The 25951-nt window shown below is 70.6% G+C and carries 20 protein-coding genes; 7 read left to right on the top strand and 13 right to left on the bottom strand.

Annotated elements, in window-relative coordinates; all coding sequences use genetic code 11:
* Positions 1 to 245 precede the first annotated feature (245 nt).
* A complete protein-coding gene (locus AB0K21_RS23305) occupies positions 246 to 2279 on the top strand; it encodes an NACHT domain-containing protein (RefSeq protein ID WP_364153063.1) in 2034 nt (677 codons plus the stop codon).
* 162 nt (positions 2280 to 2441) lie between these two features.
* Here AB0K21_RS23305 and AB0K21_RS23300 read toward each other — a convergent pair whose 3' ends face one another.
* Both AB0K21_RS23300 and AB0K21_RS23295 read right to left on the bottom strand, forming a co-directional pair.
* Positions 2442 to 3104 carry a response regulator transcription factor gene (locus AB0K21_RS23300; protein WP_343976976.1) on the bottom strand — a complete coding sequence of 221 codons (663 nt, stop codon included), beginning with the start codon at positions 3102 to 3104 and terminating at the stop codon, positions 2442 to 2444.
* The gene (locus AB0K21_RS23295; protein WP_364153060.1) at positions 3101 to 4228 is read right to left on the bottom strand and encodes a sensor histidine kinase; all 1128 of its coding nucleotides are present in this window, start codon (positions 4226 to 4228) and stop codon (positions 3101 to 3103) included. Before AB0K21_RS23295 ends, AB0K21_RS23300 begins: the two co-directional genes overlap by 4 nt.
* Before the next feature lie 196 nt (positions 4229 to 4424).
* On the opposite strand from AB0K21_RS23295, the gene AB0K21_RS23290 reads away from it, so the two are divergent.
* A complete protein-coding gene (locus tag AB0K21_RS23290; protein WP_364153057.1) occupies positions 4425 to 4823 on the top strand; it encodes a DUF6223 family protein in 399 nt (132 codons plus the stop codon).
* 354 nt (positions 4824 to 5177) lie between these two features.
* On the opposite strand, the gene AB0K21_RS23285 is transcribed toward AB0K21_RS23290, so the two are convergent.
* Positions 5178 to 7958 (bottom strand): glycoside hydrolase N-terminal domain-containing protein, encoded by a 2781-nt coding sequence (locus AB0K21_RS23285; RefSeq protein WP_364153054.1) that lies wholly within the window; start codon positions 7956 to 7958, stop codon positions 5178 to 5180.
* Positions 7959 to 8129: 171 nt separating this feature from the next.
* Here AB0K21_RS23285 and AB0K21_RS23280 point away from each other — a divergent pair, with 171 nt between their 5' ends.
* On the top strand, positions 8130 to 8282 hold the full coding sequence (locus AB0K21_RS23280; RefSeq protein WP_343976966.1) for a hypothetical protein: 153 nt from the start codon (positions 8130 to 8132) through the stop codon (positions 8280 to 8282).
* A 24-nt stretch (positions 8283 to 8306) separates the two neighbouring features.
* Here the strand turns inward: AB0K21_RS23280 and AB0K21_RS23275 are convergent, their stop codons facing one another.
* Positions 8307 to 9650: a PHB depolymerase family esterase gene (locus AB0K21_RS23275; RefSeq protein ID WP_364153051.1), complete on the bottom strand. Its 1344-nt coding sequence runs from the start codon at positions 9648 to 9650 to the stop codon at positions 8307 to 8309.
* Positions 9651 to 10529: 879 nt separating this feature from the next.
* Here AB0K21_RS23275 and AB0K21_RS23270 point away from each other — a divergent pair.
* The gene (locus AB0K21_RS23270; protein WP_343976960.1) at positions 10530 to 11660 is read left to right on the top strand and encodes a ricin-type beta-trefoil lectin domain protein; all 1131 of its coding nucleotides are present in this window, start codon (positions 10530 to 10532) and stop codon (positions 11658 to 11660) included.
* 112 nt (positions 11661 to 11772) lie between these two features.
* Here AB0K21_RS23270 and AB0K21_RS23265 read toward each other — a convergent pair whose 3' ends face one another.
* The 6 genes from AB0K21_RS23265 to AB0K21_RS23240 all read right to left on the bottom strand — a co-directional run bounded on the left by AB0K21_RS23265 (position 11773) and on the right by AB0K21_RS23240 (position 19153).
* Positions 11773 to 13179, bottom strand: coding sequence for an MFS transporter (locus AB0K21_RS23265; RefSeq protein ID WP_364153047.1), 1407 nt, complete (start codon positions 13177 to 13179; stop codon positions 11773 to 11775).
* Positions 13180 to 13202: 23 nt separating this feature from the next.
* Positions 13203 to 14303: a GntG family PLP-dependent aldolase gene (locus AB0K21_RS23260; protein WP_364153044.1), complete on the bottom strand. Its 1101-nt coding sequence runs from the start codon at positions 14301 to 14303 to the stop codon at positions 13203 to 13205.
* A 116-nt stretch (positions 14304 to 14419) separates the two neighbouring features.
* A complete protein-coding gene (locus AB0K21_RS23255) occupies positions 14420 to 15727 on the bottom strand; it encodes an ATP-grasp domain-containing protein (RefSeq protein WP_343976951.1) in 1308 nt (435 codons plus the stop codon).
* Positions 15724 to 16755 carry a cysteine synthase family protein gene (locus AB0K21_RS23250; protein ID WP_364153041.1) on the bottom strand — a complete coding sequence of 344 codons (1032 nt, stop codon included), beginning with the start codon at positions 16753 to 16755 and terminating at the stop codon, positions 15724 to 15726. Before AB0K21_RS23250 ends, AB0K21_RS23255 begins: the two co-directional genes overlap by 4 nt.
* Positions 16752 to 17657, bottom strand: coding sequence for a hypothetical protein (locus AB0K21_RS23245; protein WP_343976945.1), 906 nt, complete (start codon positions 17655 to 17657; stop codon positions 16752 to 16754). Before AB0K21_RS23245 ends, AB0K21_RS23250 begins: the two co-directional genes overlap by 4 nt.
* Entirely contained in the window at positions 17654 to 19153 is a 1500-nt protein-coding gene (locus AB0K21_RS23240; protein ID WP_343976942.1) for a lyase family protein, read from the bottom strand. Before AB0K21_RS23240 ends, AB0K21_RS23245 begins: the two co-directional genes overlap by 4 nt.
* Positions 19154 to 19279: 126 nt before the next feature.
* On the opposite strand from AB0K21_RS23240, the gene AB0K21_RS23235 reads away from it, so the two are divergent.
* Together AB0K21_RS23235 and AB0K21_RS23230 are read left to right on the top strand one after the other, a co-directional pair.
* Positions 19280 to 20014 (top strand): helix-turn-helix domain-containing protein, encoded by a 735-nt coding sequence (locus tag AB0K21_RS23235; protein ID WP_343976939.1) that lies wholly within the window; start codon positions 19280 to 19282, stop codon positions 20012 to 20014.
* Between the two features lie 4 nt (positions 20015 to 20018).
* Entirely contained in the window at positions 20019 to 20678 is a 660-nt protein-coding gene (locus tag AB0K21_RS23230; protein ID WP_343976936.1) for a response regulator transcription factor, read from the top strand.
* A gap of 59 nt (positions 20679 to 20737) precedes the next feature.
* On the opposite strand, the gene AB0K21_RS23225 is transcribed toward AB0K21_RS23230, so the two are convergent.
* Complete coding sequence (locus tag AB0K21_RS23225; protein WP_343976933.1) at positions 20738 to 23218, bottom strand: MMPL family transporter; 2481 nt, start codon at positions 23216 to 23218, stop codon at positions 20738 to 20740.
* Positions 23219 to 23392: 174 nt separating this feature from the next.
* Here AB0K21_RS23225 and AB0K21_RS23220 point away from each other — a divergent pair, with 174 nt between their 5' ends.
* Positions 23393 to 24064, top strand: coding sequence for a helix-turn-helix domain-containing protein (locus AB0K21_RS23220; protein ID WP_343976930.1), 672 nt, complete (start codon positions 23393 to 23395; stop codon positions 24062 to 24064).
* A gap of 215 nt (positions 24065 to 24279) precedes the next feature.
* Here AB0K21_RS23220 and AB0K21_RS23215 read toward each other — a convergent pair whose 3' ends face one another.
* Positions 24280 to 24942 carry a 4'-phosphopantetheinyl transferase superfamily protein gene (locus AB0K21_RS23215; protein ID WP_364153033.1) on the bottom strand — a complete coding sequence of 221 codons (663 nt, stop codon included), beginning with the start codon at positions 24940 to 24942 and terminating at the stop codon, positions 24280 to 24282.
* Entirely contained in the window at positions 24939 to 25778 is an 840-nt protein-coding gene (locus AB0K21_RS23210) for a metallophosphoesterase (protein WP_343976925.1), read from the bottom strand. The genes AB0K21_RS23215 and AB0K21_RS23210 overlap by 4 nt, the downstream gene beginning before the upstream one ends.
* Positions 25779 to 25951 lie beyond the last annotated feature (173 nt).

Raw genomic sequence — 25951 nt, 5'->3', positions numbered from 1 at the left:
GCTCCAGGTACGCAAGATCCGGGAAACGATCTTCCCGGCCCTCGTATCACCACTGCTCGGCTCTGCTCGTGAACATCCCACGGCGCTGGGGACTTCGCCACGGCCGCTGATGTGGCGGCCGAGAGGGCGATCATCGAATGTCCGGTGGTGTGAGAGTGGACAGTTCAACTCCGCCCCCTCATCGATTGATTACGATTTGCACAATTCCACCCTGTTGTCTGGGGGTGAAATATCAAAATCTCCGCATGACGTTCCGCTTCTGGGCCTGGAGCCTCGCCGCGATTCTGGGGCCTTCCGTGGTCGCCGTCGCTGTCAACCAGGTGCTGGTCGACGGCCAGTGGAGCAAACCCTGGACCATTGGCACCGTGGTCCTGACGCTGGCCGCCGCGGGGGCGGTCCGCCAGCAAGCGAAATATGCCCCTCAGCCCATGGGTACCCTCGCCGAGACGAAGGAGCGGTTGACCGACCTGGTGGACACCTTCTGGCACCAGGAGCTGTCAAGGCGTTCACTCGGCGATCCACCGATCCCGGTCTCGTGGCAGGTGACGCGCCGCACCAGGTTCATGGACCATCCGCACCTCATCACCGACGGTGAGCTCTCCTTCACCGGCCGGTCGGACCAGATCGCTGCCCTGGCGGGCGAGTTCCGTCGGCTACGGCGTCGCCGCCTGGTCATCACCGGCGGCCCCGGCACCGGGAAGACGACGCTGGCCGTACAACTGCTGCTCGAACTGACCAGGAACCGCGCCAACGACGAGCCCGTCCCGGTGCTGCTGTCCGTCGCGGACTGGAACACCGAGACCCACCCCCGCCTGGCGGGCTGGGTGGCCGAACGCCTGCGCACCGACTACCTGGCTATGCGCGCCAGGAGAGGTCCGGACACGGCGGAGATGCTGGCTTCGGGCGGGCATGTCCTGGCCATCCTCGACGGGCTCGACGAGCTGCCCCCGGCCGCCCGCGCGGGCGTCATCGCCGCGCTGAGCAAGACCCTCACCGACCGCGACCAGGTCATCGTCACCTCACGGACGACGGAGTACGGCGGGGCGTTGCAGGAGGCACGCCGGGCGCTCAAGGCGGCGGCCGTCATCGTGCCCAGAGAGTTGACCGCTCGGGACGCTCATGCGTATCTGTCCGGCTGTCTCGGCCCGCGTCCCTCGCCCGCCTGGGGGGCGGTGCTGGAGATGCTGGAGTCGGGGCGTGCTCCCGCGCTCGCTGCTGTGACGTCGACGGCGCTGGGGCTCTGGCTGCTCAGGGCCACCTACCTCGACCGAGCCCAGGATCCGACGGCGCTGGTCACGACCTACACGGACGCCGCCTCGCTGCAGACGCATCTCCTGGACGGTCTCGTCCCCGCGCTGCTCCAGGCCCACCAGCGGACCACCCGCCCCGAGCGGGTGCGGCGGTGGCTGGTCACCCTGTCCAGGGAAGGATCCCCGGACCTGGCCTGGTGGGAGCTGACCACGCGAGGCCGCCTGTGGGTGGTGAAGTTCTGCGCAGCGCTGCTTTACGGCCTTCCCGTCGGCTTGGCCGCCGGGTTGGGTGACGGGCCCGTTCTGGGCGTGACGGCGGGGCTGGTGTTCGGGTTCGCCTGCCAGAGCAGGGCGCTGAACGCTCTCGACTTCACCCAGCTCCCGGTCGCCCGGCGGATCACCGCCACGATCAGCCACCACGGCCACCGGCTTTTCCTCATCCTGCTGGGGCCGCCGACCTTCGTCGTCCTTGGTCTGTCGACGACCGTCGGTTTCAAGGCGGCGCTAGCGAGTGGGCTGGTGCTCGTGCTGGTCATGTGGATGGTGATCGTGATGAACGACCGGATGCCCTCCGCCAAACGGAAACCTGAGCCCACGGACACGCTCCTGCCTTTCACCGCCGCGCTCACGCCACTGACCTCATGGAAGGTCAATCGGTTCTTGCTCGGGCTCCGGCTCGTCAACGGGCTGCTGGTGGGGGCTGTCATCGCGTTGACCGGCGACTACGTCACCTCCTACCTCGGCCCATCGCAGACGGAATTCTGGCGGGACCTTGGCTGGGGTCTGCTGACCGGAGCCGCCCTCGGCGTGGTGCAGCAGACCCGCCAGGCCTGGCTGCTGGCCACGATCGGCCTGCTACCCACCGCCCTGTCGGGTCGCCTGCCCCTGCGGCTCATGCGGTTCCTGGGCGACATGCACCGCCTCGGAGTCCTGCGCGCGGTCGGCCCGTTCTACCAGTTCCGTCACGCCGTCCTCCGCGATCACCTCACCACCACAACCGAGACCCCAGTGCCCTCTCTCACCACATAACCCGTACGCCTTCAATCACCGGACGGGCTGCCCACATAAGGCCGGGTACCTCTGCAAGACCATCGCCGTCCTAAAGGACTACGAGCCCGCCCGAGGATGAAAAGGGTTCAGGGGTGAGAAGCCGACTAATCGGCGGGCGGACCCGCACCCGGACCGTGGATCTCAGAAGTTGCGCGGGGTCACCAGGCCGGATTCGTAGGCGAGGACCACGAGCTGGGCGCGGTCACGGGCATGGAGCTTGACCATGGCCCGGTTGACGTGGGTTTTCGCGGTCAGCGGGCTGATCACCATGCGGTCGGCGATCTGGTCGTTGGACAGGCCCTGCGCGACCAGGGCGACGGTCTCGCGTTCGCGGTTGGTCAGTTCTTTCAGCCCCGTGTCGGTGCCGGGGTTGAGCGGCTGGGTGATGTACCTGTCGATGAGCTTGCGGGTGATCGACGGGGCGAGCAGCGCGTCGCCGCGCGCGGCGACGCGCACGGCGTGCAGGAAGTCCTCCGGCTGGATGTCCTTGACGAGGAATCCGGCCGCACCGGCGCGCAGCGCGTTGAAGACGTACTCGTCCAGGCCGTAGTTGGTCAGGATGACGACGTGCACCCCGGCCAGGGCCGGGTCCGCGGCGATGCGCCGGGTCGCCTCGATGCCGTCGACGACCGGCATCTGGATGTCGACGAGCGCGATGTCGGGCAGGTGTTCCTTGGCCAGGGCCAGGCCCTCCTTCCCGTCGGCGGCCTCGGCCACCACCTCGATGTCGTCTTCGAGGTCGAGGAGCGCGCGGAATCCGCTGCGGATGAGCGGCTGGTCGTCGACCAGCAGGACACGGATCATGACGTTCGGTCCACGGGAAGTTCGGCGTGGACGGTGAAGCCTCCCTCACCGCGTGGTGCCGCCCGCAGGCGCCCGCCGAGGGCGGTGACTCGTTCGCGCATCCCGAGCAGTCCGACGCCGGGCACCGGGACGGTGTCCGGCGTGGCCTTGCCGTCGTCATCGACGCGTATCGCGAGGGCGTCGGGACGGTAGTCGATCCGGACCGACGCCGTCGCGGCGGAGGCGTGACGGGCGATGTTGGTGAGCGATTCCTGAACGATCCGGTAGACGGTCCGGCTCACCGCGGCCGGCACGTCGTGTCGTTGTCCTTCGACCGTCAGCGTCGCGTCCAGGCCGATGGTGCGGGCCCGTTCCACCAGTTCCGGGACGTGGTCGAGCCCACGAGGCGGGGTCGTGTCGTCGTCGCGCAGCGCCTGCAGGGTCGCGCGCAGCTCCCGGGTCGCCTCACGACCGGCCTCCTGGATCACCAGCAGGGCCTCCGGCACCTGTTCACCGCGCTTGCGGGCCACGTGGACGGCGACTTCGGCCTGCACCTTGATGACCGAGATCTGGTGGGTGAGCGAATCGTGCAACTCCCGTGCGATGCGCAGCCGCTCCTCGTTGGCGCGGCGCCGCGCGGTCTCCTCCCGGGTGTGCTCGGCTTCCTCCGCCCGCCGCTCGGCCTGCCGCAGCGCCTCACCCGCGGCACCGGCCGCGACCAGCCAGGCCAGTTCGAGGGCGCCTCGGGCCTGCGCGAGCGCCTCGCCCGTGTCGTGCAGACCCGAGGCCAGGGCCGCGAAGGGGAGAGCGGCCAGCATGATCACGCTCACCGCCACCGTGACGGTGCGGTGTCCCGCCCGTACGGCCGCGTAAACCGCGCACAGGTAGGCGACGGCGGGCACGTCGAAACCGGCCGCCTGGTAACCCACCGCGCACAGCCCGGTGACGGCCAGGACGGGAACCGGGGCCCGGCGGCGCGCTGCCAGCACCAGGCCGCCGGCCGCCAGCAGCGCGTAGCCGAACAGGTCGATGTTCGTGCCGGAGTTCTGCCCGGACAGCCCGGTGACCAGCAGCGTCGCCGCCACGCAGACGGCGATCGCCCAGTCTGTGACACCGGCCCGGACACCGGCCCGTCCTGTACTCATGCGCGCACCCTAGCCGGATGTCCGCGTGGGCGACTCCTGCGCACGGATGATCGGCCGGCTACCGCACACGCGGTATCTTCGCGGCCGCTGCGGCGTCCGCGGTAGTGCGAATTGTCTGCGTCCGCCGGACGACCGGCGGTGGGCCCGGCGGACATGATCAGGCGATGTCCACTCGCAGGAAGAGAAGGAGCACCGCATGTCAGTCCGATTCGTGATCGCCGTGGCCGAAGCCGCCCTGGTCGAAGGTGTCGAGCTTGCCGCACAGCCGGATCCCGCCAGTGCTTACACCTTGACCGCCGGGCGTTTCTGGTCCTTGGTGGCCGCGTTGCTGGGGCTGGCCGGCGTGGTCATCGGCGGGTTGGCCCTGGCCCGCTCCGCCGGTCGTATCGGCACCGGCACCGGGCGGAGGGGAGCCATCGTGGCCCTGGCGGCGGGGCTGGCCGGCGCGGTCGGCGGCGGGCTGGTCGTGGCCGCCGCCGACGGCGGTCCCGGCACCGGCTACGGAATAGTCGGGGGCTTCGTGGCCCTGGCGGTCGGGCTGATCGCCATGGCCCTCGGCGGGCTGGCGCTGGCCCGCTCCCGCCGCACCGGCTGACCCGAAGTCCGCCCCGCCCCGTTCCTGCGTGCCGTACGCGCTTGCCTCCAGCCACAGACCTACCGGCCACCTGGCCGGACCGGCCCACACTGAAGAGTGGCAAACCGCGAGCACTACGTTCGTGACATCGCCTTCACGAAGACGCCGTGGTGGTCGCGGCGCGACAGCGCGATCGTGCGCACGGGACGACAGGGCTCCGCTGTGATCAGCGTTGCCTTTTCAGGTTCGCCGAGGTGAGCAATGGGATCGTCGGCTCCCCGGCAACGACGTGCACACCGGGATGGGCTTCGCCGCGACCGGTGGCCGGTCACGGCGAAGCGCGTACGGGTCAGGCCGGCGACAGGTCGCCGGCCGTCACACGCTCGTGACGGTCCAGTGGTTATTGGTGTTGCCGTTGGGCGCCCACATGGACACGGTGGAGCCGGCGGTGCTGCTGCCCATGCCGTCGAGGGCGGTGTTGGTGCCGCGGTTGATGATCTGGTAGCGGCCGTTGCCCACGCTGTTGAGGCGCCACTGCTGGTTGTCGCCGCCGTTCCAGGCCGCCTGCCTGGCGTTGGCGCCGTTGGCGGTGTTGCCCCAGCTGTCGATGACCATGCCGTTGGTGCGGTTGACGACGCGGTACCAGCCGCCGCCCAGGTCGACGAGCTGCCACTGCAGGTTGGCGCTGCCGTCGTAGTTCCACTGTTTGAGGTTCGACCCTGAGGCGACGTTGCCGCCGCTGTCCAGCACCAGGCCGGTGGTGACGTTGGCGATCCGCACGTAGCCCGTCGGCTGCGGCCCGCCGGACGCCGTCACGCGGTACGTACGGCCGGCTTGGCCGGTCAGCCCGATGACACCGGCCTCGGGCCTGGTGACGGTCACGGTGCCGCCGGTCGCGGTGTCGACCACCTGGTAGGTTCCGTTGAACGCCTGGCTGCGCACGTTCACCGTGCCGGCGCGGTCGAACTTGATGAGGATCTCGCCGGCCACGCCGGAGCTCCACGTCGTGTCCACGGTGTAGCCGCCGCGCCCCCGAAGTCCCTGCACCTTCCCGCTCGGCCAGGCCGAGGGCAGCGCCGGCAGCACGTGCAGCTCGCCGTTGTGGCTCTGCAGCAGCATCTCGGCGATGCCGGAGGTGGCGCCGAAGTTGCCGTCGATCTGGAACGGCGGGTGCAGGTCGAACATGTTCGGCGCGAGCCGGGCCGGCGTCACCAGCAGGCGGATCAGGTTCTGCGCCCGGTCGCCCTCCTCCATCCGCGCCCAGTAGTTGATCTTCCAGGCGAGCGACCAGCCGGTCCCGTCGTCACCGCGCAGTTCGAGGGTCCGCCGCGCGGCGGTGTACAGGGCGGGGGTGCCGCGTTTGGTGATCTGGTTGCTGGGGTGCAGGCCGTAGAGGTGGGAGATGTGCCGGTGGGACGGTTCGGTCTCGACCCAGTCGTACAGCCACTCCTGGATGTTGCCGCGCGAGCCGACCTTCATCGGCGGGAGCCGGTCCCTGGTCGCCAGGACCCGCGTGCGGAAGTCGGCGTCGACGCCCAGCACCTGGCTCGCCTTGGCGCAGCCGTCGAACAGGTCACGCAGGATCTGGTTGTCCATCGTGGGGCCCGCGCACACACTGGCGCCCGAGTGGTGGGACAGTTCCGGGGAGTTCGACGGGTTGGTCACCAGATATCTGAGGGCCGGCTCCTCCACGAGGGTGTCGAGGAAGAACTGCGCGGCCCCCTTCATCGCCGGGTAGTACTCCCGTAGGAAGTCGACGTCACCGGTGAAGTCGTAGTGGTCCCAGATCATGGTGGCCAGCCACGCGCCACCGGTCTGCCACATGCCCCAGAACGCGCCGTCGACCACCGACGTGCCTCGCCACCCGTCGGTGTTGTGGTGGGTCACCCAGCCGCCGGCGTTGTACTGCACCCGGGCCGTGCGGGCGCCGCTTACCGCGAGCTCGTTGATCATCTTGAACACCGGCTCGTAGCACTCCGACAGGTTCGTCGTGTCGGCCGGCCAGTAGTTCATCGGCAGGTTGGCGTTGACGGTGTACTTGGAATCCCATGACGGGCTCAGCGAGTCGTTCCAGATGCCCTGCAGGTTGGCCGGCTGGGTGCCCGGACGCGAGGAGGAGATCAGCAGGTATCGGCCGAACTGGAACAGCAACGCCGACAGCTGCGGGTCGTTGGTGTTCGCGTGCTGTGCGATCCGCACGTCGGTCGGCTGGTCGGCCGCCGAGGTGCGGCCGAGGTCGAGCGTCGTGCGTGCGAACAGCCGCTGGTAGTCGGCGACGTGCCGGCCGCGCAGATCGCTGTAGGTCCTGGGGACGGCCGCGTCGAGGTGCCGCCGTGCGATGCCCTGGTAGTCGCCGCCGACGTTCTGGTAGTTGACGTGGCCGGTGCCGATGGAGATCAGCACCGTCACGCTGTTGGCCCCGGTCACCTGCAGGGTGCCGCCGCTGCTGGTGACGGTGCCGCCTTCGGCGACGGCGCGGGCCAGCCCGAGGAACCGGACCGCGCCGGTCTTGCCCTCCATGTCGCCCGAGACGCCGTCGAGCGCCACGGACGTGCTGTCGGGGCTGGTGCGCGTCGTGCGCTGAGGGCTGTCGAACGTCGCGGAGAACGTGATCGAGCCGGGCCTGTCGGCGGTCAGGCGCAGGGCGATGACCTGGTCGGGTGCGCTCGCGAACGTCTCGCGCTGGTACCGTACGCCGTTCCGCAGGTACGACACCATGGTGGTGGCCGTGGTCAGGTCCAGGTAGCGGTTGTACTCCGAGACCCCGGTCGCGCTGCCGAAGGTGAGCCGCAGATTGCCGGCGAGCTGGTAGGCCAGCTGGCCCGCGGGGCTTCCGAGCATGTTCTGGTCGATCAGGGTCTGGGCCTGGCTCCACTGGTTCTGGAAGACCAGCTGCCTGATCTGCCCCAGTGCCGCAGCGCCTCTCGTGTTGCTCTGGTCGTAAGGGCCACCGGCCCAGATGGTGTCCTCGTTGAGCTGCAGACGCTCGACGTCGATGTTGCCGAACACCATGGCGCCCAGGCGGCCGTTGCCGATCGGAAGCGCGCGGAGCCAGTCGGTGCCGGCGCTCTCGTCGTACCAGAGCGCGAGGTCGTTGGCGGCGAGCACCGCCGCGGGCGGCGCCGAGGCGGCTCGGGCGGCCGCCGTCCATTGCATCGGTAACAGCAGAGCGCCGGCTCCGACCGTTCCGATCTGCATCAGTCGCCTTCGTGTCAGGGGGTGCTCGGACATGGTCGTTCCAATCGGTAGGGGGTGTGGCGGTGCGCCGCCTGCCGGCCAGGGCCGGTCTGCCGGTCACCGACCTACAGGTACGCGATCGGCGACCGGGTGCGAGTGGGGCCGGACGCCGGCCTGATGCCCCGGGCCGCCGGACTGCCGGGCCTGGTGCCGGCCGGACGCGAGGCCGGCTTCCCCGGTGCCCAGGTGGAGGTGGCGGTCTTCCGCTCCGGAGCCCTGAACCTCGAGCCGCTCCGCCCGTGACCTCACCGGGCATTCCAGGTGAGGTCAGGTTCGGGTCCAGCGTTGGTTGGCGCCGCCGTTGCAGGACCAGGTGGAGAGTCTGGTGCCGTTGGCCGTGGCGTTGTTGGGTACATCCAGGCATCTGTTCATACCGAGGGCGGTGATGGTGCCGTCGGGGTTGAACCTCCACTTCTGGTTGGCCTGCCCGTTGCAGTCCCAGATCACCACACTGGTGAGGCCGGCCGGGCTCTGGTACACGTCCAGGCACTTGTTGCCGTACACCCGCAGCTCACCCGTGCCGGTCGGCGTCCACTGCTGGTTGATCTGCCCGTTGCAGTCCCAGAGCTGCACCTGGGCGCCGTTGGCCTGTGAGACGCCGCTCACGTCGAGACACCTGCCCGAGCCGACCCCCCTGATCGCGCTCCCGGCAGGAGGCGTGGGGGACGGGGACGGGTTCCCGCCGCCGTCGAGGCCGAGGAACGTGATGGCGTGGGGGAACATGCCGTCCAGCGGCAGGGAGTGACCGTAGCCCGCGAAGCTGAACGCCTCGACGGGAGCCTGGGGCGTGGTGGCGCCGTACCGGGTCCGGGTCACACCCGATCGGGGGCTGTCGGTGAACGTCGCGGTCTGGCCCAATCCGTGCAGGTTGGTCCACTGCTTGATCGCTTCGCCGAAGTTGGGGTAGGCGAGTGTGGTGTCGGTGCCGCCGTGCCACAGTTGCATCCGGGGATAGCGGCCGGTGTATCCGGGATACATCGCCCGTGCCTGGTCACCCCACTGCTGCGCGGACTTGATGAGGTTCCCGCCGGAGCACTGGCTGTTCCACAGCGACCCGTTGGTGGTGGCGAAGCACCCGGCGGGGACGCCGGAGAACGCCGCGGCGGCCGTGAACACGTCCGGGTACTGTGCGGCGAGCACGTTGGTCATCATCGCACCGGAGGAGAAGCCGCTGACCACGATGCGGGCGGGGTCGACGTTGTAGCGCTGCCGGGCCCACGCGGCCATGGACATGATTCCGGTGGAGTCGCCGCCGCCGTCGCGTCTGAGCGCGGCGGGGGTGGAGACGTCGAAGCAGCGCCCCTCGCGGGTGGCCTCGGGAACCACGATGATGTACCCGTACCGGTCCGCCGCGGTCACGTAGTCACGCCCGACGCCGTTGAAGACCCCGCCGGCCGTGCCGGTGCAGTAGTGGACCATGACCAGCATCGCCGGCCGTGCCGCGACCCTGTCCGGCACGTAGATGTACATGTTCAGGTTCGTCGGGTTGTTGCCGAAGCCGGTCACCTGGGTCAGCGACGCGGCCGCGGCGGGCCGGACCGCCAGGAGCAGGCTCGCGATCATCAGGGGTAACGCGGCGACCGCCAGTATGGCCCTGAGCCTTCGTCTCATGTCGTGTCCTTTCGATTGCCGGAAGCCTCCAAGCACGCAGGCTCCCGATGTCAACAGGTGGATTCGGCGTGGGGGAGCGGTCCGTGTTCTCACGAGCCACCTGGAGATCCGGATGATCGCGGGGGACGACACCTCGCGGGATCGACGCCGCGTCCCGTCATCGGGAACACACACCACTCGGGCGTCGTGGTCGACGGCCCCTGCCGCGCACCACCGACTTGGCATAGGGGCCGTCTCGGGGACTCAGTGTGGAAACTATTACAAAATGTGTCAAGCTCATTCAGGAAGGTTCTGTCTCATCGCTTGATGCACATGTTGCACGCCTGCTTCAACGTCTGCCGGGTCCTTGAAAGTCGTGGTTTCGCCATCCGGGATGAAATGTCGGCCGTGAAATTTTCATCACATCGCCCCGGCACGCTCGGTGCGGCGACCCGTGAAACACCAGATGAGCCGTCTCCGGCTCCCACCCCTGCCCGCCTTGTCGTGTTTCAGGCTCTTGACAGCCTCTCCCCGCCTCGTGTTTGCTCCGCTCCACCACCACAATCGTTCGGCGCGGCAAGAAGCCGCAACCGGCAGAAAATGTTAACGCTCACATCTCTCTGCCTCTCGAAAAGACATGCTCGGCGACCGTGAATCCCGGACAGACACCACATCCGCGATTCACCCTCACGGTCGACGACCTCTTGACAGGAGGATTCTCCGCACGGCGAGAACTTCAGATCAGCCTGATACATCGGACCTCGCAGCCCTGTGACCGGCGAGCACCCGCGATGTGCCCGAGCCGCCGCTTCCGCCGCCACATGACATTCGTTTACAGACCGTCAGCGCTACACGAGCTGTCAGCAGTAACTGCTCTCAGCTTCCGGAAAGAGGTTGAGCATGCGTAGGTGGAGACGGTGGTTCACCGCGGCGTTCCTGGCTGTGACCATGGTCGCGCTGGGCGCGGTGACGCGGACGAGCGTCGCCGGCGCGGAGTCCAACGGCGGCGTGCGGGTCATGCCGCTGGGCGACTCGATCACCGAGGGCACCCAGGTGCCGGGCGGATACCGCATCGGCCTGTGGCAGCGGCTGGCCTCCGGCCGGTACACGGTGGATTTCGTCGGGTCGCAGTTCAACGGGCCGGCCGCCCTGGGTGACCACGACCACCAGGGGCACCCCGGCTGGCGCATCGACCAGATCGACGCGAACATCGCCGGCTGGGCGCGGACCTACAATCCGCGCACGGTGCTGCTGCACATCGGCACCAACGACATACTGCAGAACTACAACGTGGCCGGCGCGCCCCAGCGGTTGTCCACCCTGATCGACCGCATAACCGCGACCGTGCCGGACGCGGACGTGTTCGTCGCCACCATCATCCCGCTGTCGTCGGCGAGCCAGGAGGCCGCCGCCCGCACCTTCAACGCGGCCATCCCCGGCATCGTGCAGAACAAGGTGAACAGCGGCAAGCGCGTCCATCTGGTCGACATGCACAGCAAGCTGACCACGTCCGACCTGATCGACGGCATCCACCCCACCGCCGGCGGCTACGACAAGATGGCCGCCGCCTGGTACGCGGCACTCCAGTCGGTCTCCGGCAGCATCGGCCAGCCCGGCGTCCCCAGCCCGACGCCCTCGTCCGCGCCGATGAGCGCGATCCGCGGCGCGGGTTCTGGCAGATGCCTGGACGTCGCCAACGTCTCGCAGGCCAACGGCACCCCGGTGCAGATCTGGGACTGCAACGGGCAGGTCAACCAGCGCTGGACGCAGACCGACGCGGGTGAGCTGCGAGTGTACGGTAACAAGTGCCTGGACGTGTCCAACCTGGGCACCGCCGACGGCACCCAGGTGCAGATCTGGGACTGCAACGGCCAAAGCAACCAGAAGTGGCGCTTCAACAGTGACGGAAGCATCACCGCGCTCGGCGCAGGCAAGTGCCTGGACGCACCCAGCTACTCCACCGCCAACGGTGTCAAACTCCAGATCTGGTCCTGCAGCGGCGCCCTCAACCAGCGCTGGACCCGCGTCTGATCCGCACCCCTGGCGCATGGGCCTGTTCATCGTGAGGGCGACCAGAGCCTGGTTAAAAGCCTCTTCTGGATCAGGGGCTCCCGGCCGCCGGCCACGGTGTCGGACCGCCGCCTCATTCGTGGCTCTCGGCCCCGCGGTGGCCTCGTGCCGGGCCTCTGGCCTGCCCGTCACGCAGGATGAGAGCCGCCGCGAGCAGGGAGAGCACGCAGGCGGACCAGAAGACGGCGGGCAGGCCGGCCAGGGTGGCGAGCAGGCCGGCGGTGGCGGCGCCCAGGGGCATGGCGCCCATGCCGATCAGGCGGCAGGTGGCGTTCACCCGGCCGAGCAGCCCCTCGGGGATGAGCCGCTGGCGCAGCGAGACGGAGACGACGTTGGTGACGGCGTTGGCCGCGCCGATGCCCGCCGCGGCGGGGAAGACCGCCAGGGGAGAGGGCAGGAGAAGGGGCACCACCAGCAGCAGCGCGTTGAGCAGTGTGACGCCCACCAGGGCGCCGTTCTCGCCGGTCAGGCGGGTGAGTGAGCCGGAGAGCACCGAACCGGCCAGCGCGCCGGCGGCCAGGGTCGCCGCCAGCAGGCCGTACTGGGCGGGGGTGAGACCCACCCGGGAGCCGTCGCCGGTCACCCAGAGCACGAAGACCGCGAAGTAGGCGCCGTAGGCGAGGTTGAGCACGCCGGAGTAGGCGGCCAGGGCACGCAGAGCGCGGTGTCCCCACAGGTGGCGCATGCCGTCGGCGATGTCGGCGCGCAGCGCCTGGGCGGGGGCGGCCTCCGGGCGGAACCGGCCGCGCATGCCGAGCAGCAGCAGCGCGCCGGCCGCGTACAGCAGGGCGGCCGTGCCGAACACGGCGGTGGTGGCGACGCCGACCAGCAGGCCCGCGAGCGGGGCGCCGAGGAAGTGGTTGCCGAGGGTCTGGGTGGCGACGAGCCGCCCGTTGGCCGCGCCCAGCCGGTCGCCGGCCACGGTCATCGGCAGCGCCGACTGGGCCGAGGTGTCGGCGAACACCTCGGCGGCGCCGGCCAGCAGCACCGCCGCCACCAGCACCGGCAGGCTCAGCAGGTCCAGCCAGGCGGCGACGGCCGTCGCGGCCAGTACGGCGGCGCGGGACCAGCCCGCCAGGACCATGATCCGGCGCCGGTCCAGGCGGTCGGCGATCGCGCCCGCGTGCAGGGCCAGCAGCAGCCAGGGCAGCGTCGTCGCGGCGCTGACCAGCGCCACCTGCGCCGGTGAGCGAGTGAGGGAGACCGCGAGCAGGGGGACGCCGACGAGCAGGACGCCGTCGGCCAGGTTCGACAGGCCGGACGCCGCCCACAGGTGATGAAACGGGCGCCCCAGCCCCGGACGGCCCGTGTTTCCCCCGGCCCGCTGTTTCGGCGCTTCGTCCGCCGTGCTGCTCGTCGCCTGTCGTTCCGCGGGCCGGTCCCGGTCAGAGAGGTCCGTCGCTCCTCGTCGTTCCGTCGGCTCGTCCTCGGCGGTGGCCGCCGCCCGCTGTGCCGACGTGCTGTTCCCGTCCGTTCGCATGGTCTCCCCGCCCCGGTTGGTTCTCATCGGCCGGTGGGGGCGAGCAGATCGGCGAAGACCCCGATCGCCCGGTCGACGGCGTCGGTGCTGACCCCCGCGTGGGTCACCGCCCGGATCCGCCCGTGCCCCAGCTCCTCCACCCGGACGCCTCTGCGCCAGGCGGCGGCGATGAACGACCGGGTGGTGTAGCGCTCGTCACGGATCCGGAAGAACACCATGTTCGTGATCGGCGGGCCGGGGTTCAGCCGTACGCCGGGCAGCCGTGCCAGTCCGCGGGCGAGGCGGGCGGCCTTCTCGTGGTCCTCGGCCAGCCTGCCGGTCATCTCGGTGAGGGCGATGATGCCGCAGGCCGCGATCATGCCCGCCTGCCGCATGCCACCGCCGAGCATCTTCCGCATCCGCCTGGCCTGGGCGATGATCGCCCGATCGCCCACCAGCACCGATCCGATCGGCGCGCACAGGCCCTTGGACAGGCAGATCTGCACGGTGTCGGCGTAGAAGGCGATCTCCGCGGGGGTGATGCCCAGCGCGACCGAGGCGTTGAAGATGCGCGCCCCGTCCAGATGCAGCGCCACACCGTGCGAGCGGGTCAGCTGGGCCACCTCGGCGAGGTAGTCGAGCTGGAGCGGCAGGCCGCCGCACCGGTTCTGCGGCGTCTCCAGGCTGACCAGCGCCGGAGGGGCGATCTGCGGGTCGGTGCGGTCGACGGTGCACGCCTCGGCGATGTCCTCCAGGCTGATCGTCCCGTCGGGCAGGTTGGCGAGCGGCTCGTAGACGATGCCGCCGCACATCGAGGCACCCCCGGCCTCGTAGACGTACAGGTCGGACTCGTGGCCGACGATCGCCTTGCCGCCGCGCGGGCAGTGCGCGAGCAGCGCGGCGAGGTTGGCCATGGTACCGCTCGGCATCAGGCAGCCCGCGGCCTTGCCGAGCAGGTTGGCCGCCAGCCGTTCCAGCTTGGCCACCGTCGGGTCCTCGCCGTAGACGTCGTCGCCCAGCGGCGCGTTCGCGGCGGCCTCCAGCATCGCGGGGGTGGGCAGCGTGAAGGTGTCGCTGCGTAGCTCGATCTCGCCGCCGTCGTTCTCTCCGGCGACCAGGTGGGGGGTGTCCAGCACGCTCGTCATGGGATTTCCAATCGGGGGAGTTCCGGGTACGGAGGCAGGGGCCGCTCGGGAAAGCCGGTGAACGCCCGGAAGCCGAGGACGGACAGGGACAGCCAGGGACGACCGGGGGCGGACGTTCAGGAGAACGAGGTCCGGTACTCCTGGCGGGGGATCTCGATCGGCGGAAACTCGTGGAACAGCACCGGCCGCAGGTGGCCGAGCGCGGTCTTCAGCGTCTCGTCCAGCTCGCGATGGCCGGGCGCGTGCGCGATCACATAGCCCAGCCGGTCGTAGCTGCTGCGGGCCGGCCGCACCTCGGAACCCCGCGGCGCGGTGACGGCCACCGTGTCGACACCCGGCACGGCACCGGCCTCCCGCATCCCGGCCACCTCCCGCAGGACGGTCCTCCCCCGCCCGGCCACGGCGTGGTCGGGGGGCAGCAGGAAGGCGATCCCCGCCGGGGCGAACCGCTCGGGCAGCGGCAACTGGTCCAGGCCGACCGCGGCCCGCAGGTGGGCGTCGAGCAGGTCGAAGCCACCCGCCCGCGCGATGACCTCGGGGATCATGCCCCCCGCGGGGCGGGCGTTGATCTCCACCACGTACGCGTGGCCGTCGATGAGTTTCATCTCGATGTGGGCGGCACCGTGGGTGACACCGACGGCGGCCAGCGCGCGAAACGCGGTCTCGACGAGGATTCGGGTCTCGTCCGCCGGAAGCGGCGCGGGGAAGACGTGCCCGCGCTCCACGAAGTGCGGCGGCGCCGTCACCCGTTTGGCGGTGACGCCGACACAGCGGTGCGACCCGCCGGAGCCGACCGTCTCGACGCTGTACTCGGGGCCTGCCAGATAGCCCTCGATCAGCGCGGTCCTCGCGGTGGCCTGGCCCCGTACGTTGACGGCGGCCGAGGTGATCCGGCGGCAGTGGGCCGCCACCTCCCCGGGCGTGTGACAGAGCACCACGCTCAGCGAGCCGGTGTCGTCGACGGGCTTGACGACGCAGGGCAGCGCGATCCGCGACAGCGCGACCACGACCCGGGCGTCGATGTCGTCGTGGGGGCCGACCAGTTCGAAGGCGGGGGAGGGCAGCCGGGCCGCGGCCAGGATCCGGCGGGTCCGCCCCTTGTCCCGGCAGGCGGCCACGGCCTCCGGCGGGCTGCCGGGCAGCCCGAGGTCGGCGGCCAGCCGGGCGACCGCGACGGTGTAGAACTCACTGGTCGTGGTGACCCCGGCGATCTTTCCCAGGGCGCGGCGCAGCTCTGTCGCCAGGGTGGCGGGAGAGTCCGTGTCGCAGGTGACGACCCGCACTCCGGTGGCCGCCAGCCCGGTGTAGCGGGACGGGTCGGCGGTGGCCAGTACCGGGGTGAACCCCAGCGCGGCGGCCCTGGCGAAGGCCAGCATCCCGGAGCCGGTGGTGTTGGACTCGACGAAGACGAGGACGGGGTTCATGCGTACTCCCAGGCCGGGTGGAGCGTCGCGTAGGACCAGCTCACGGCGGTGTCGGTGAGCTGGATCGGTTCGGGGGCGAGCGGCGGGCGAAGGTCGGTCAGGCCGTGCGCAGCCCGGTACTCGGCGCTGTAGATGGTGTTGACGTACCGGTCGCCCCGGTCGGGGAAGATCACCACCACCGACACGTCCGGGTCGAGCCGCGAGCCGAGCCAGCGCGCCACCTGGTAGGCGGAGCCGGAGCTGTTGCCCGCGAAGACCTTCTCGTGCGAGGCGAGCTCCAGGGTGGCGGCGAAGGCCTCCCGGTCCGACAGCCAGTGGACCTCGTCGATGACCGAGAAGTCGACGTTGGCCGGGACCAGGCTGTTGCCCAGTCCGCTCTGCAACCGCTTCGGCACGTCGGGCTGGCCGAAGATGGCGCTGCCGACGGCGTCCACGGCGACCACCCGCAGCGCGGGGTTGGTCCGGCGCAGCGCCCGCGCCGTCCCGCACAGCGAGCCGCCGCTGCCCACCGCGCCCACCAGCACGTCGACCCGGCCGATCTCCGAGATCACCTCCTCGGCGAGGCGGTCGTAGGCGGCGGGGTTGGCCGGGTTGTCGTACTGCCTGGGCCAGAACGCGCCGGGGTTGGCGGCCAGCACGGCTCGCAGCCGCTCCAGCCTGGCACTCTGCCAGCCGTTGCCGGTCATGGCGGGCACGATGTCCAGGGTGGCGCCCAGCGCCTCCAGTTTGGCCATGGTGATCGGGTCGATCCGTGGGTCGGTGACGATGTGCACCTGGTGGCCGAGGTACGTGCCGACCAGCGCGACCCCCATGGCCAGGGTGCCCGAGGAGCTCTCCACGATCAGGCCGCCGTCGGCCAGCACCCCCTCGGCCCTGGCGGTCAGGATCGCCTGCCGGGCGACGCGGTCCTTCATTCCGTACGGGTTGGCCAGCTCCAGCTTCGCGTGGACGGTCGCCCCGCCGGTCGCGCGCAGGCGCATCAGCGGAGTACGGCCGATGGCGTCGATGGCATCAGTTCTGAGTGTCATGTCCGGCTTGTGCTCCTACAGACGATGAGGGGCCGCCCCAGCCGCTCCAGTTCCGTGAGGGCGCGGGCCAGCCGGGGACCGTGCTCGGGATCGTGCCGGGCCAGCAGGATGCCCAGGCAGGTACCGCTGTGACCGACGACCGTGCCGAGCCCGCCGACGTCGTGGCAGATCTCCTCCACCGCCGCCAGGTGGGGTTTGGGGTTGAAGGTCTGGAACAGCCGTGCGCTGGCGGTGGCGACCTGGCCCACGGCGGTCAGGTCGTGGTCACGTACGGCGCGGGTGAGCTGGTCGAGCAGCTCGCCGTAGCGCACCGCCCAGTGAGCGGGGATCGGCTTTCTCGACCGGTTGAAGGCGACGGTGTCGACGCTCTCCCCGTCGTCGATTCCGGCGATGGTCAGCTGGGGGAGCGTGCCCATCCGCCGGTGCAACCGCACCTGCCGGTGGAAGAACGCGGTGATTCCCGGATGCATGACCCCGTCGGACGGCTCGATCTCGGCCATCATCTGTTTCAGCAGCCGGTTGGGGAGCTTGAGGCGGAAGGCCGAGTCCACCGCGCGCGCGGTGGCGACCAGGTCGGCGGTGGAGCTGGCCATGCCCTTGCCCTCGGGGAGCGCGCTGTTGAGCATCAGCCAGCCGCCGGTGTGCACCCCGTAGTGGGACATGATCCCGGTGGCGAGGCGCCGTGCCTTGTTCTTGTGCGGCGGTGAGACGATCACCTGGTCCAGCTGGGGGTCGGGTTCGAAGGCGGCCTCCACGTACAGGTCGACGGGGAAGGTCACCAGGAAGTCCGTACCGGATCCCAGGATCCCCTGCAGCAGTTCGCCGAAGGTGCCGGGGGCGCGTCCCCGGCCGACCCCTCCGCTGCGGCCGTCGCTCTCCCGGATCGGCATCTGGATGGTCATGTCAGCTCGCCCGCCTTCGTGCCGGTGGTGTGCTCCCAGGCGTCTCGCAGCCATCGGGACCGCTCTGCGGCTCCCTGGTCGACGGCGGCCAGCCGGTCGCCGACCTGCTCCAGGAGGAGAAGGACCTGCTCGGGGCGGGTCGAGCCGGCGGTCTGCCTGCGCCACACGCCCGCCTCCGGATCCAGCAGCTCGCGTACCTCGTCCTCGGTGAGGGCCAGGGTGAAGCCGAGTCGTTCGCCCGCGGCGGCCAGGTCCGCCGCCGAGAGCAGGTCGGGGGTGAGGGTGCCTGAGGGGCCGAGCCGCTCCAGGGCGGCTGAGATCCACGCACCGACGAGCACCTGCGCGTCCCTGGCCGGCACGCGGTGCTCCAGGGTGAGGTGGTTGGCGACGGTCGAGGCGGCCATCAGCTCGTCCCGCACCACCCGGCGGGCCCGCTCCGGGTGGAACCGCACGTCCGTGACCACCCGTTCGAACAGCGCCAGCATCGTGTGGCAGGTCGCGAAGAGGTCCTCCAGGAAGCGGGTGCTCTCCTTGGAGACCTCCACGAGGTTGGTGTAGCCGGTGTTGCGCTGGCCGATCATGAGGTCGTACGAGAGCCCGACCAGGTGGCCGCTCATCCCGCGGACCCGTTCCAGGATCGGGAAGTTGCGCTTGTGCGGCATCGCCGAGGAGATGCCGGCGAGCTCGTCCGGCAGGTCGATGAAGCGGCAGCTCGACCCGCTCCACCAGATCAGGTCGGTCAGGAAGCGGCTCAGCGTGGTGCCGAGCACCGACAGCTCCCCGGCCGTGCGCAGCACCCAGGCGCGGGAGGCGACCGAGGTCAACGCGTGCGGCTGCGGGCCGTCGAAACCCAGTGCGACCGCGATTCGCCCCCGGTCCCACGGCAGCTCCAGACCGGCCATCGCCCCGGCGCCCAGCGGGCAGAGGTTGACCGCGTCGAACAGCGCCTGCAGTGACTCGGCGGCACCGGTAACCGCCTCGGCGAGCGCGGCCAGGTAGAAGCCGAAGGTCATGGTCTGCGCGGTCTGGTGCTGGGTGTATCCCGGCATGACCGACTCGGTGTGCCCGGCCGCGGTCTCCAGCGCGGCGCGGGCCAGCCGGCTCACCGCGGCCACGGTCTCCAGCAGACGTTCCCTGCCGAGCATGAGCTGGGCGCACGCCTGGATGTCGTTGCGGCTGCGGTCGACGTGCCAGGCGTGCGCGCGCTCGGGTACGTGCGCCTGGACGCACCGCTCCAGGGCGAACAGCGGATCCGACATGGCCGCCGCACGCTCGGCGCCGACCTGCTCGGGCGTCAGGTCCAGTACCGCCCGGCGGATCCGCTCGGCCGCGTCCCGGTCGAGCAGTCCCATGCGGGCGTACTCACCGGTGTGGGTCAGCTCGATCCAGCGGTAGTGCCGCAGCAGGGTGCGCGTCTCCCAGTCGAACCGCTGGGTCAGGACCGCGTCGTCCAGTAGCGGCGCCGGGCCCCGTCGTATCCGTCCTGTCGGAAGCATGCATCTCACGCTGCCAGCGCGTATGGGGGGTGACCAGGAGGAATGACCGGCGATATCGGGGCGATATCCGACGATAGTCGGCATTTCCTACGTTGACGGCATCTGGTCGTCACCGGGAGGATTCACGTGAGGTCTGCACTGTTGTCCGACAGCCTGGGATTCGCTCAGCTACTGCGCACCCATCGCGACAAGGCGCGGCTGACCCAGGAGGAGCTGGCCGAACGCGCCCGCCTGAGCGTGCGCACGCTGCGCGACCTTGAGCGGGGCCGCACCCGCTACCCGCACCGTACCTCGGTGCGCCGCCTGGCCGCCGCCCTTGAACTGACCGGTGAGGACCGGGTGACCTTCGAGGCGGCGCCGCCCCGCTCGCTCGGCGCCCCCGCCGTGGCACCGCCTCCGGAGTGGGGCCTGCCCTCGGTGAGCGGCACCGTCGCGCTGAGCCGGCTCCCGCTGCTGCGGGAGGTCGAGGAGGTGGTGTCGGTCGCCTCAGGTGGCGGGGAACCCGCGCTGGTGACCGTCACGGGCCCGGCCGGAGTCGGCAAGACGACCCTCGCCGTCCAGTGCGCCCACGTGCTGCGCCAGCGGATGGCGCTGGACGTGCTCTTCCTCGACCTCGGCCGGGACCGGCGCGACCCCGGCGGGCTGCGCGCCGCCGTGCGGCTGGCGCGCATCGATCGCATGACCTCCCCGGCCTCGGGCGGGCGGTGCCTGCTGCTGGTCGACGACGCCGACGGCGCGCGGGACGCCGACCGCCTGCCGCCGCTGCTGACGCTCGGCTTCACCGCCGTCGTCGTCACCGGCAGGGAACCGCTCGTGGGGCTCGCCCCGTCCAGGCACCTCACCCTCGCGCGTCTGAGGTGAGACGGTGACGAACAGCTCGACCACGGATATCCGGGTTCTGATCTGCTATTCGGAGAGGCTGCTGCGTACGGCGCTGTGCTCGATCCTCGCGGCCGAACCGGGGCTGCGCGTCGTGGGGGACGCCGGCGACGGATTCGAGGCGGTCTCCAAGGCCCGCGGCCTGCGGCCCGACGTGGCACTCGTCGACGAGCGGCTCACCGGACTCGACGGCATCCAGGTCACCGAGCGGCTCCGCGCCGACTCGCTGGCCGGTCCGGTGCGAAGCGTCATCCTGACCGAGCAGCCGGAGACCATGTTCGACGCGGTACGCGCCGGAGCCCGTGGCTTCCTGCTGCGCTCCAGCGACCAGGACGAGCTGGTGGGGGCGATCAGGGCGATCGCCCGGGGTGAGGCGTTCTTCGCGCCGCAGGTCGCCAGCAGCTTCCTGCGACGGTTCGAGAACGGGCTGCCCTACCGCCCGCCCGAGGCCGTCAAGTCGCTCACCGAGCGCGAGCACGAGGTGCTGGTCCTGGTCGCCGACGGGCTGAACAACACCGAGATCGCGAGCAGGCTGTACGTGAGCCAGGCGACCGTCAAGTTCCACGTCTCCAACCTGCTGTGCAAGCTCAACCTCCGCGACCGCCTGCAGATGGCCGTCTTCGCGCACAAGGCAGGAGTCGTGTGACCCGCCCGCCGCGCCGGGCACGGGGCGGATGGCCCGACCGCGCGGTCGGGCGGCTGCCGTCAGCGCACAGCGGTCTCAGGGATCCGTACCGGCGCAGCCTGGTGGTGGCGCTCCAGTTTGGCGCCCTCGACGTCCACGTCAGGCAGGACGCGGTCGAGCCACCGCGGAAGCCACCACGCCTTGTCACCCGCCAGGTGCATGACCGCCGGAATGATCAGCATGCGCACGACGAAGGCGTCGACGAGCACGCCGAAGGCCAGGGCGAATCCGACCGGCCGGATCATCGTCATGTGGGAGAACATGAACCCGCCGAAGACCGAGATCATGATGACCGCGGCGGCGGTGACCACAGCCCTGCCCGCACGCACGCCCTCGGTAACCGCCTGCCGGGCGGGAGCACCGTGCGCGTAGGCCTCACGCATCCCTGAGGTGAGGAAGAGCTGGTAGTCCATGGCCAGCCCGAACAGGATGCCCACCAGCAGGGTCGGCAGGAAGTTGAGAATCGGCGCGGGATCGGTGACGCCGAAGACGCTGCCGAGCCAGCCCCACTGATAAACGGCCGTGACGCCGCCGAGCGCCGCGAACAGCGACAGGACGAAGCCGCCCGTGGCGATGAGAGGCACCAGGATCGAGCGGAACACGACGATCAGGATGAGCAGCGACAGGCCGACGACGAGCACGAGGTAGGTCGGCAGGGCGTCGGCGAGCTTCTCGGAGATGTCGATGTTGGCGCTGGCGCTGCCCGCGACGGACAGGGAGACGTCGTCGGAGTCGAGGTCAAGGGTACGACCGCGCAGGTCGTGGACGAGGCCCTCGGTGGACTCCGAGGTCGGTCCGCCGGTCGGGACGACCTGGAAGACGAGGACGGTGCCCTTGTCGTTGGCGCCGATGGGGGCGACCGCGGTCACACCGTCGACGTCCATGAGCTGCTTGCCGAGGCCGGCCTGCGCCGGCGCGAGGCCGTCCCCGGTCACGCCGTGGCCGAGGTCGGCGACGACGATCAGGGGCCCGTTGGCGCCGGCACCGAACCTCTCGGTGATGGCGCTGTAGGCGCGGTACTGCGTGGAGTCGGCGGCCTCGGACGCGCCGGTGGGCAGGCCGAGGCGCATCGAGGCGGCGGGCAGCGCGATGAGGGCCAGCGCGCCGACGCCGATCACGATGCGCAGTACGGCACGGCCGGTGGTCGTCGGCCGCACCTGCTTGGGCGCCGCCGGGGTCGCGGCGTTCCCTGCGGCTTTCGCGGCGGAGTTCCTGTCACGCCGCGGGAGCAGCCGGTGCCCGAGCAGGCCGAGCAGTGCCGGGGTCATGGTCACGGTGAGCAGCACCGCGACGGCGATGGCGACGGCGCCGACGGTTCCCATCAGCGCGAGGAACGGGATGCCCGTGACGTTGAGGGCCAGCAGTGCGATGAGCACGGTACTGCCCGCGAAGACCACCGCGTTGCCGCTGGTGCCGTTGGCCAGCCCGATGGACTCCTCTACGGCCATGCCCGCCTTCAACTGGCGGCGGTGGCGGTGCAGGATGAACAGCGAGTAGTCGATGCCGACGGCCAGGCCGAGCATGGCGCCCAGGATGGGCGTCACCGACGTCATCTCGATGGTGCCGGACAGGGCCATGGCTCCCGCGACGGCCACGCCCACGCCGAAGAGCGCGTTGAGGATCGGCAGCCCGGCGGCCACGAGGGTGCCGGTCATGATGATGAGCACGATCGCCGCGACGACCAGGCCGACCGCCTCGCCGACGCCGCCCAGCTGGATCTCGCCCTGCGCGATCTCGGCGGAGTAGTCGGCGGTGACGCTCTCGGGGAGAGCCGTGTCGATGGTCTCGGTGACGGCTTCCTTGGTCTCCGGGGTGATCTCCTGCTGCGGCAGGTCGAAGACGACGGTCGCGGTCGCGGTCGAGCCGTCGGAGGAGACCGTACGGATGTCCTCCGCCATGGTCAGCAGGTCGCGTCCGACGAGCAACTGCTTTTCGGACTTCTCCAGGGTGGTGCTCTGCCTGTCGAGCTCGGCCTGCTGCGCGTCGAGCTGGGCGAGGGTCGCCTTGAGTCGCGGGTTGGAGCCGGCCTGCTCGATGGCCGCCTCGGTTTGTGAACGGGCCTGGTCGAGTTGCTTCTGGCCCTTGGCGAGCCGGTCGCGACCGTCCTCGACCTGAGCCAGGCCGTTCGTGATCTTCTTCGCCTGGTCCGCGCGCGCCTCGGCGGAGGTGAACGGGTCGGCGACCTGGTCGACGCCGTCGAGGTCGGCGACCTTGCGCAGCGCGGCGCTGATGCCCTCGCGCTGCGCGTCCGTGAGTTCCGCACCGTTCCTGGAGTGGATGACGACCTGCCCGGTGCCGCCGCTGGCCACGGGCAGTTCGGTCTTGAGCCGGTCGGTCACCTGCGCCGTGGGCGTGCCGGGGATGGTCATCGTCGAGCTCATGGTCCCGCCGAAGGCCAGGAAGGCTCCGACTGCCAGGGCGAGCACGGCGACCCAGGCCGTGATCACCCACCAGGCCCGCCGGGCGGTGAACCGGCCCAGTCGGTAGAGCAGTTCGGCCATCGTGGACTCGCCTTCTGGTTGTGATAGGGGGGCTGAGATGGGGATCGATTAAGCGGATAAGACATATCCGATTCCGGAGTCTAGCGAGAAGCGGATAGCGATCATCCGGTTCATCGGGGGCATGGGCTGTGATGTTGATCCCACCTATCCGCTTAGGGGTACGCTTGAGGCGTGATGCCGCGACCCGTTGCCGCCCATGAGCCGGCGTCGCGTGGGGCCCTGCGCCGGGACGCGGAGCGCAACCGGGACCGCATAGTGCGCGCCGCCCGGGAACTCTTCGCCGAGCGTGGCCTAGCCGTCGGCTTCAACGAGGTCGCCCACCACGCCGGCGTCGGCGTCGGCACCGTGTACAGGCGCTTCGCCGACAAGGAGGAGCTCATGCACGCGGCGCTGGCGGAGCCGCTGGGCGAGCTGGCGGAGGTCGCGCAGCGAGCGGGTCAGGCCGAGCGGGCCTGGGACGGCCTCGAACTTCTCCTGGAGAGCATCACCGGGCTCCTGGTGGACAACCTCGGACTGCGGGACGTCGCGCTGGGCGGTGGTGGATGGCGGCTTGGCAGGCCCACCGTCGAGCTCGTCGCCGAGGTGATGAAGCACCTGCTCGACCGGGCGCGGGCCGAGGGAGATCTGCGTGACGGTGTCGTCGGTGACGACGTGACGATGATCCTGTGGCTGGTGACCGACCTGGCGCAGCATTCCGTCCAGGTCCACCCGAGTCTGTACCGCCGCTATCTGCAGGTCATGCTCGACGGGCTGCGCGCTTCGCCGGGCAGGACGCCGCTGGTGGAGAGGCCCGCCGAGCAGCAGACGCTGACGATCTGTCGGCGCTGGGCCGGCGCGCCCCTCTGAAGGGCGTTCAACTCACGGCAGCGCTCGGTCGCCCTCGACGGGCCGATGGACGCGAGCCGGGCAGGCCCGCCTCCGCCCGGACTTCCGCAAGCCGCTCTCCGGTGACGATCGGCCTCTGCCGACCGGTGCTTTCCAGGCGATCCACGGCCTCGTTGCGGTGTCGCATCGCGAAGTACAACGCGGTGTTCTCCAGGCTGGAGGGCGGGACCGTCGGATCATGCGGCATGGTCAGGGCGTGGCCTTTCCGGTACGGCGATGGAGGTCACCACCAGGCCGTCGGCCACCAGCCAGCGGCCGGTGAAGCCGGTCAGTTCCCTGCCCGCCACCGAGGGGCCGGGGACGAGCAGGCGGGCGGTGAACGTACCGGACGGGTCGAAGACAAGGTGGGCCTCCTCGAAGCCGAGCCAGCGCCTGGCCAGCGGGAACCACGCCTTGTAGACGCTCTCCTTGGCGCTGAACAGCAGCCGGTCCCAGTGCACGCCGCCGTCGAGCCGCGCGATCGCCGCCCGTTCGGCCTCCAGGGAGACCGCGTCCAGGACGCCGTCTGGCAGCGGCTCGTGCGGCTCGGCGTCGATGCCGACGGTCAGCGCGTCACGGGAGACGGCCGCGGCGCGGTACCCGGCGCAGTGGGTGATGGCGCCCACCACCCCGCCGGGCCAGCCGGGGGCACCGCGCTCGCCGGGCAGGATCGGCGTCGGCGGCAGCCCGAGGTGGGCCAGGGCCTGGCGGGCGCAGTGGCGCGCGGTGGCGAACTCGCGCCGCCGCTTGTCCACCGCACGGGCGATGACCGCCTCCTCCTCGGGGAACAGCGTCACCCCCGGCGGATCGTCGAAGGACTCCGCGCTCGCCACCCACGGCGGCAGGATCTTCTCGATCATGCGACGGGCTGCCGGCCGGGCAGGATGCGCCGCAGCTGGCCGGGCTTGGCGGAGCGGGGACGCCATTCGCGTGGATAGCCCAACGAGACCTCCTCGAAGCGGACCCCGTCGTGCCAGGTGGTCCGGGGGATGTGCAGGTGACCGTAGACGACGGTGGCGGCGTCGAAGCGCAGGTGCCAGTCGGCGGTGCGCTCGGTGCCGCACCAGATCGCGAACTCCGGGTGGCGCAGGATCAGGGTGGGCTCGCGCACCAGTGGATAGTGGTTGACCAGCACCGTCGGCACGCCGGGCGGCCTGGCGGAAAGGCGCCGCTCGGTCTCGGCGATCCTGGCCTCGCACCACGCGTCCCTGGTCGGGTACGGGTCGGGGTGGAGCAGCATCTCGTCGGTGCAGACCACGCCCTTGTCGTACGCGCGGGCCAGCGCCTCCTCCTTCGTCGCCAAGCCGGGCATCCGGAAGGTGTAGTCGTACAGCACGAACAGCGGGGCGACGGCGATCGGGCCGTCGGGGCCGTTCCAGATCGGGTACGGGTCCTCGGGCGTGGCCACCCCCAGGTTCCGGCACACCTCGACCAGGTGCCGGTAGCGCTCCTCGCCACGCAGCTGGACGGGGTCGCTGGGATGGGTCCACAGCTCGTGGTTGCCGGGCGCCCAGACCACCTTCTCGAACCGGTCGGCGAGCAGTCCCAGGGCCCACGCGACGTCGGAGACCTTCTCCGAGACGTCCCCGGCGACCAGCAGCCAGTCAGAGTCGGAGGTGGGCCGCAATTCCTCGACGATGCGCCGGTTCTCCTGGTAACCGATGTGCAGGTCGCTGATGGCCAGCAGTGATGTCATGCCTGGCCCGTCCTTCGCGGACCGGCGCATCCCGGCACCGGGCCTGTCGAAAACGGACCGGTGACCGCCGCGCACCGGCCGCGCACCGGCCCTGGGAGCGACTCCCGCGTTTCCCCGTTCACAAACACCGCCGCCTCCGTCCCGCCCGTTCCCCGGGCGCGGTCACGAATCTG

It is taken from the genome of Streptosporangium sp. NPDC049248, from assembly GCF_040678965.1.
Lineage (GTDB): Bacteria > Actinomycetota > Actinomycetes > Streptosporangiales > Streptosporangiaceae > Streptosporangium > Streptosporangium fukuiense.
The sequence above is the reverse complement of the archived record's forward strand: the minus strand, read 5'-3'. Positions and strand labels throughout refer to the sequence as shown.

Coding starts and splice junctions, on each gene's coding strand:
- AB0K21_RS23275 (WP_364153051.1), bottom strand. CDS start 9,650: ATGAGACGAAGGCTCAGGGCCATACTGGCGGTCGCCGCGTTACCCCTG.
- AB0K21_RS23225 (WP_343976933.1), bottom strand. CDS start 23,218: ATGGCCGAACTGCTCTACCGACTGGGCCGGTTCACCGCCCGGCGGGCC.
- AB0K21_RS23290 (WP_364153057.1), top strand. CDS start 4,425: ATGTCAGTCCGATTCGTGATCGCCGTGGCCGAAGCCGCCCTGGTCGAA.
- AB0K21_RS23215 (WP_364153033.1), bottom strand. CDS start 24,942: ATGATCGAGAAGATCCTGCCGCCGTGGGTGGCGAGCGCGGAGTCCTTC.
- AB0K21_RS23260 (WP_364153044.1), bottom strand. CDS start 14,303: ATGACGAGCGTGCTGGACACCCCCCACCTGGTCGCCGGAGAGAACGAC.
- AB0K21_RS23285 (WP_364153054.1), bottom strand. CDS start 7,958: ATGCAATGGACGGCGGCCGCCCGAGCCGCCTCGGCGCCGCCCGCGGCG.
- AB0K21_RS23295 (WP_364153060.1), bottom strand. CDS start 4,228: ATGAGTACAGGACGGGCCGGTGTCCGGGCCGGTGTCACAGACTGGGCG.
- AB0K21_RS23210 (WP_343976925.1), bottom strand. CDS start 25,778: ATGACATCACTGCTGGCCATCAGCGACCTGCACATCGGTTACCAGGAG.
- AB0K21_RS23245 (WP_343976945.1), bottom strand. CDS start 17,657: ATGACCATCCAGATGCCGATCCGGGAGAGCGACGGCCGCAGCGGAGGG.
- AB0K21_RS23250 (WP_364153041.1), bottom strand. CDS start 16,755: ATGACACTCAGAACTGATGCCATCGACGCCATCGGCCGTACTCCGCTG.
- AB0K21_RS23305 (WP_364153063.1), top strand. CDS start 246: ATGACGTTCCGCTTCTGGGCCTGGAGCCTCGCCGCGATTCTGGGGCCT.
- AB0K21_RS23255 (WP_343976951.1), bottom strand. CDS start 15,727: ATGAACCCCGTCCTCGTCTTCGTCGAGTCCAACACCACCGGCTCCGGG.
- AB0K21_RS23240 (WP_343976942.1), bottom strand. CDS start 19,153: ATGCTTCCGACAGGACGGATACGACGGGGCCCGGCGCCGCTACTGGAC.
- AB0K21_RS23220 (WP_343976930.1), top strand. CDS start 23,393: ATGCCGCGACCCGTTGCCGCCCATGAGCCGGCGTCGCGTGGGGCCCTG.
- AB0K21_RS23270 (WP_343976960.1), top strand. CDS start 10,530: ATGCGTAGGTGGAGACGGTGGTTCACCGCGGCGTTCCTGGCTGTGACC.
- AB0K21_RS23265 (WP_364153047.1), bottom strand. CDS start 13,179: ATGCGAACGGACGGGAACAGCACGTCGGCACAGCGGGCGGCGGCCACC.
- AB0K21_RS23300 (WP_343976976.1), bottom strand. CDS start 3,104: ATGATCCGTGTCCTGCTGGTCGACGACCAGCCGCTCATCCGCAGCGGA.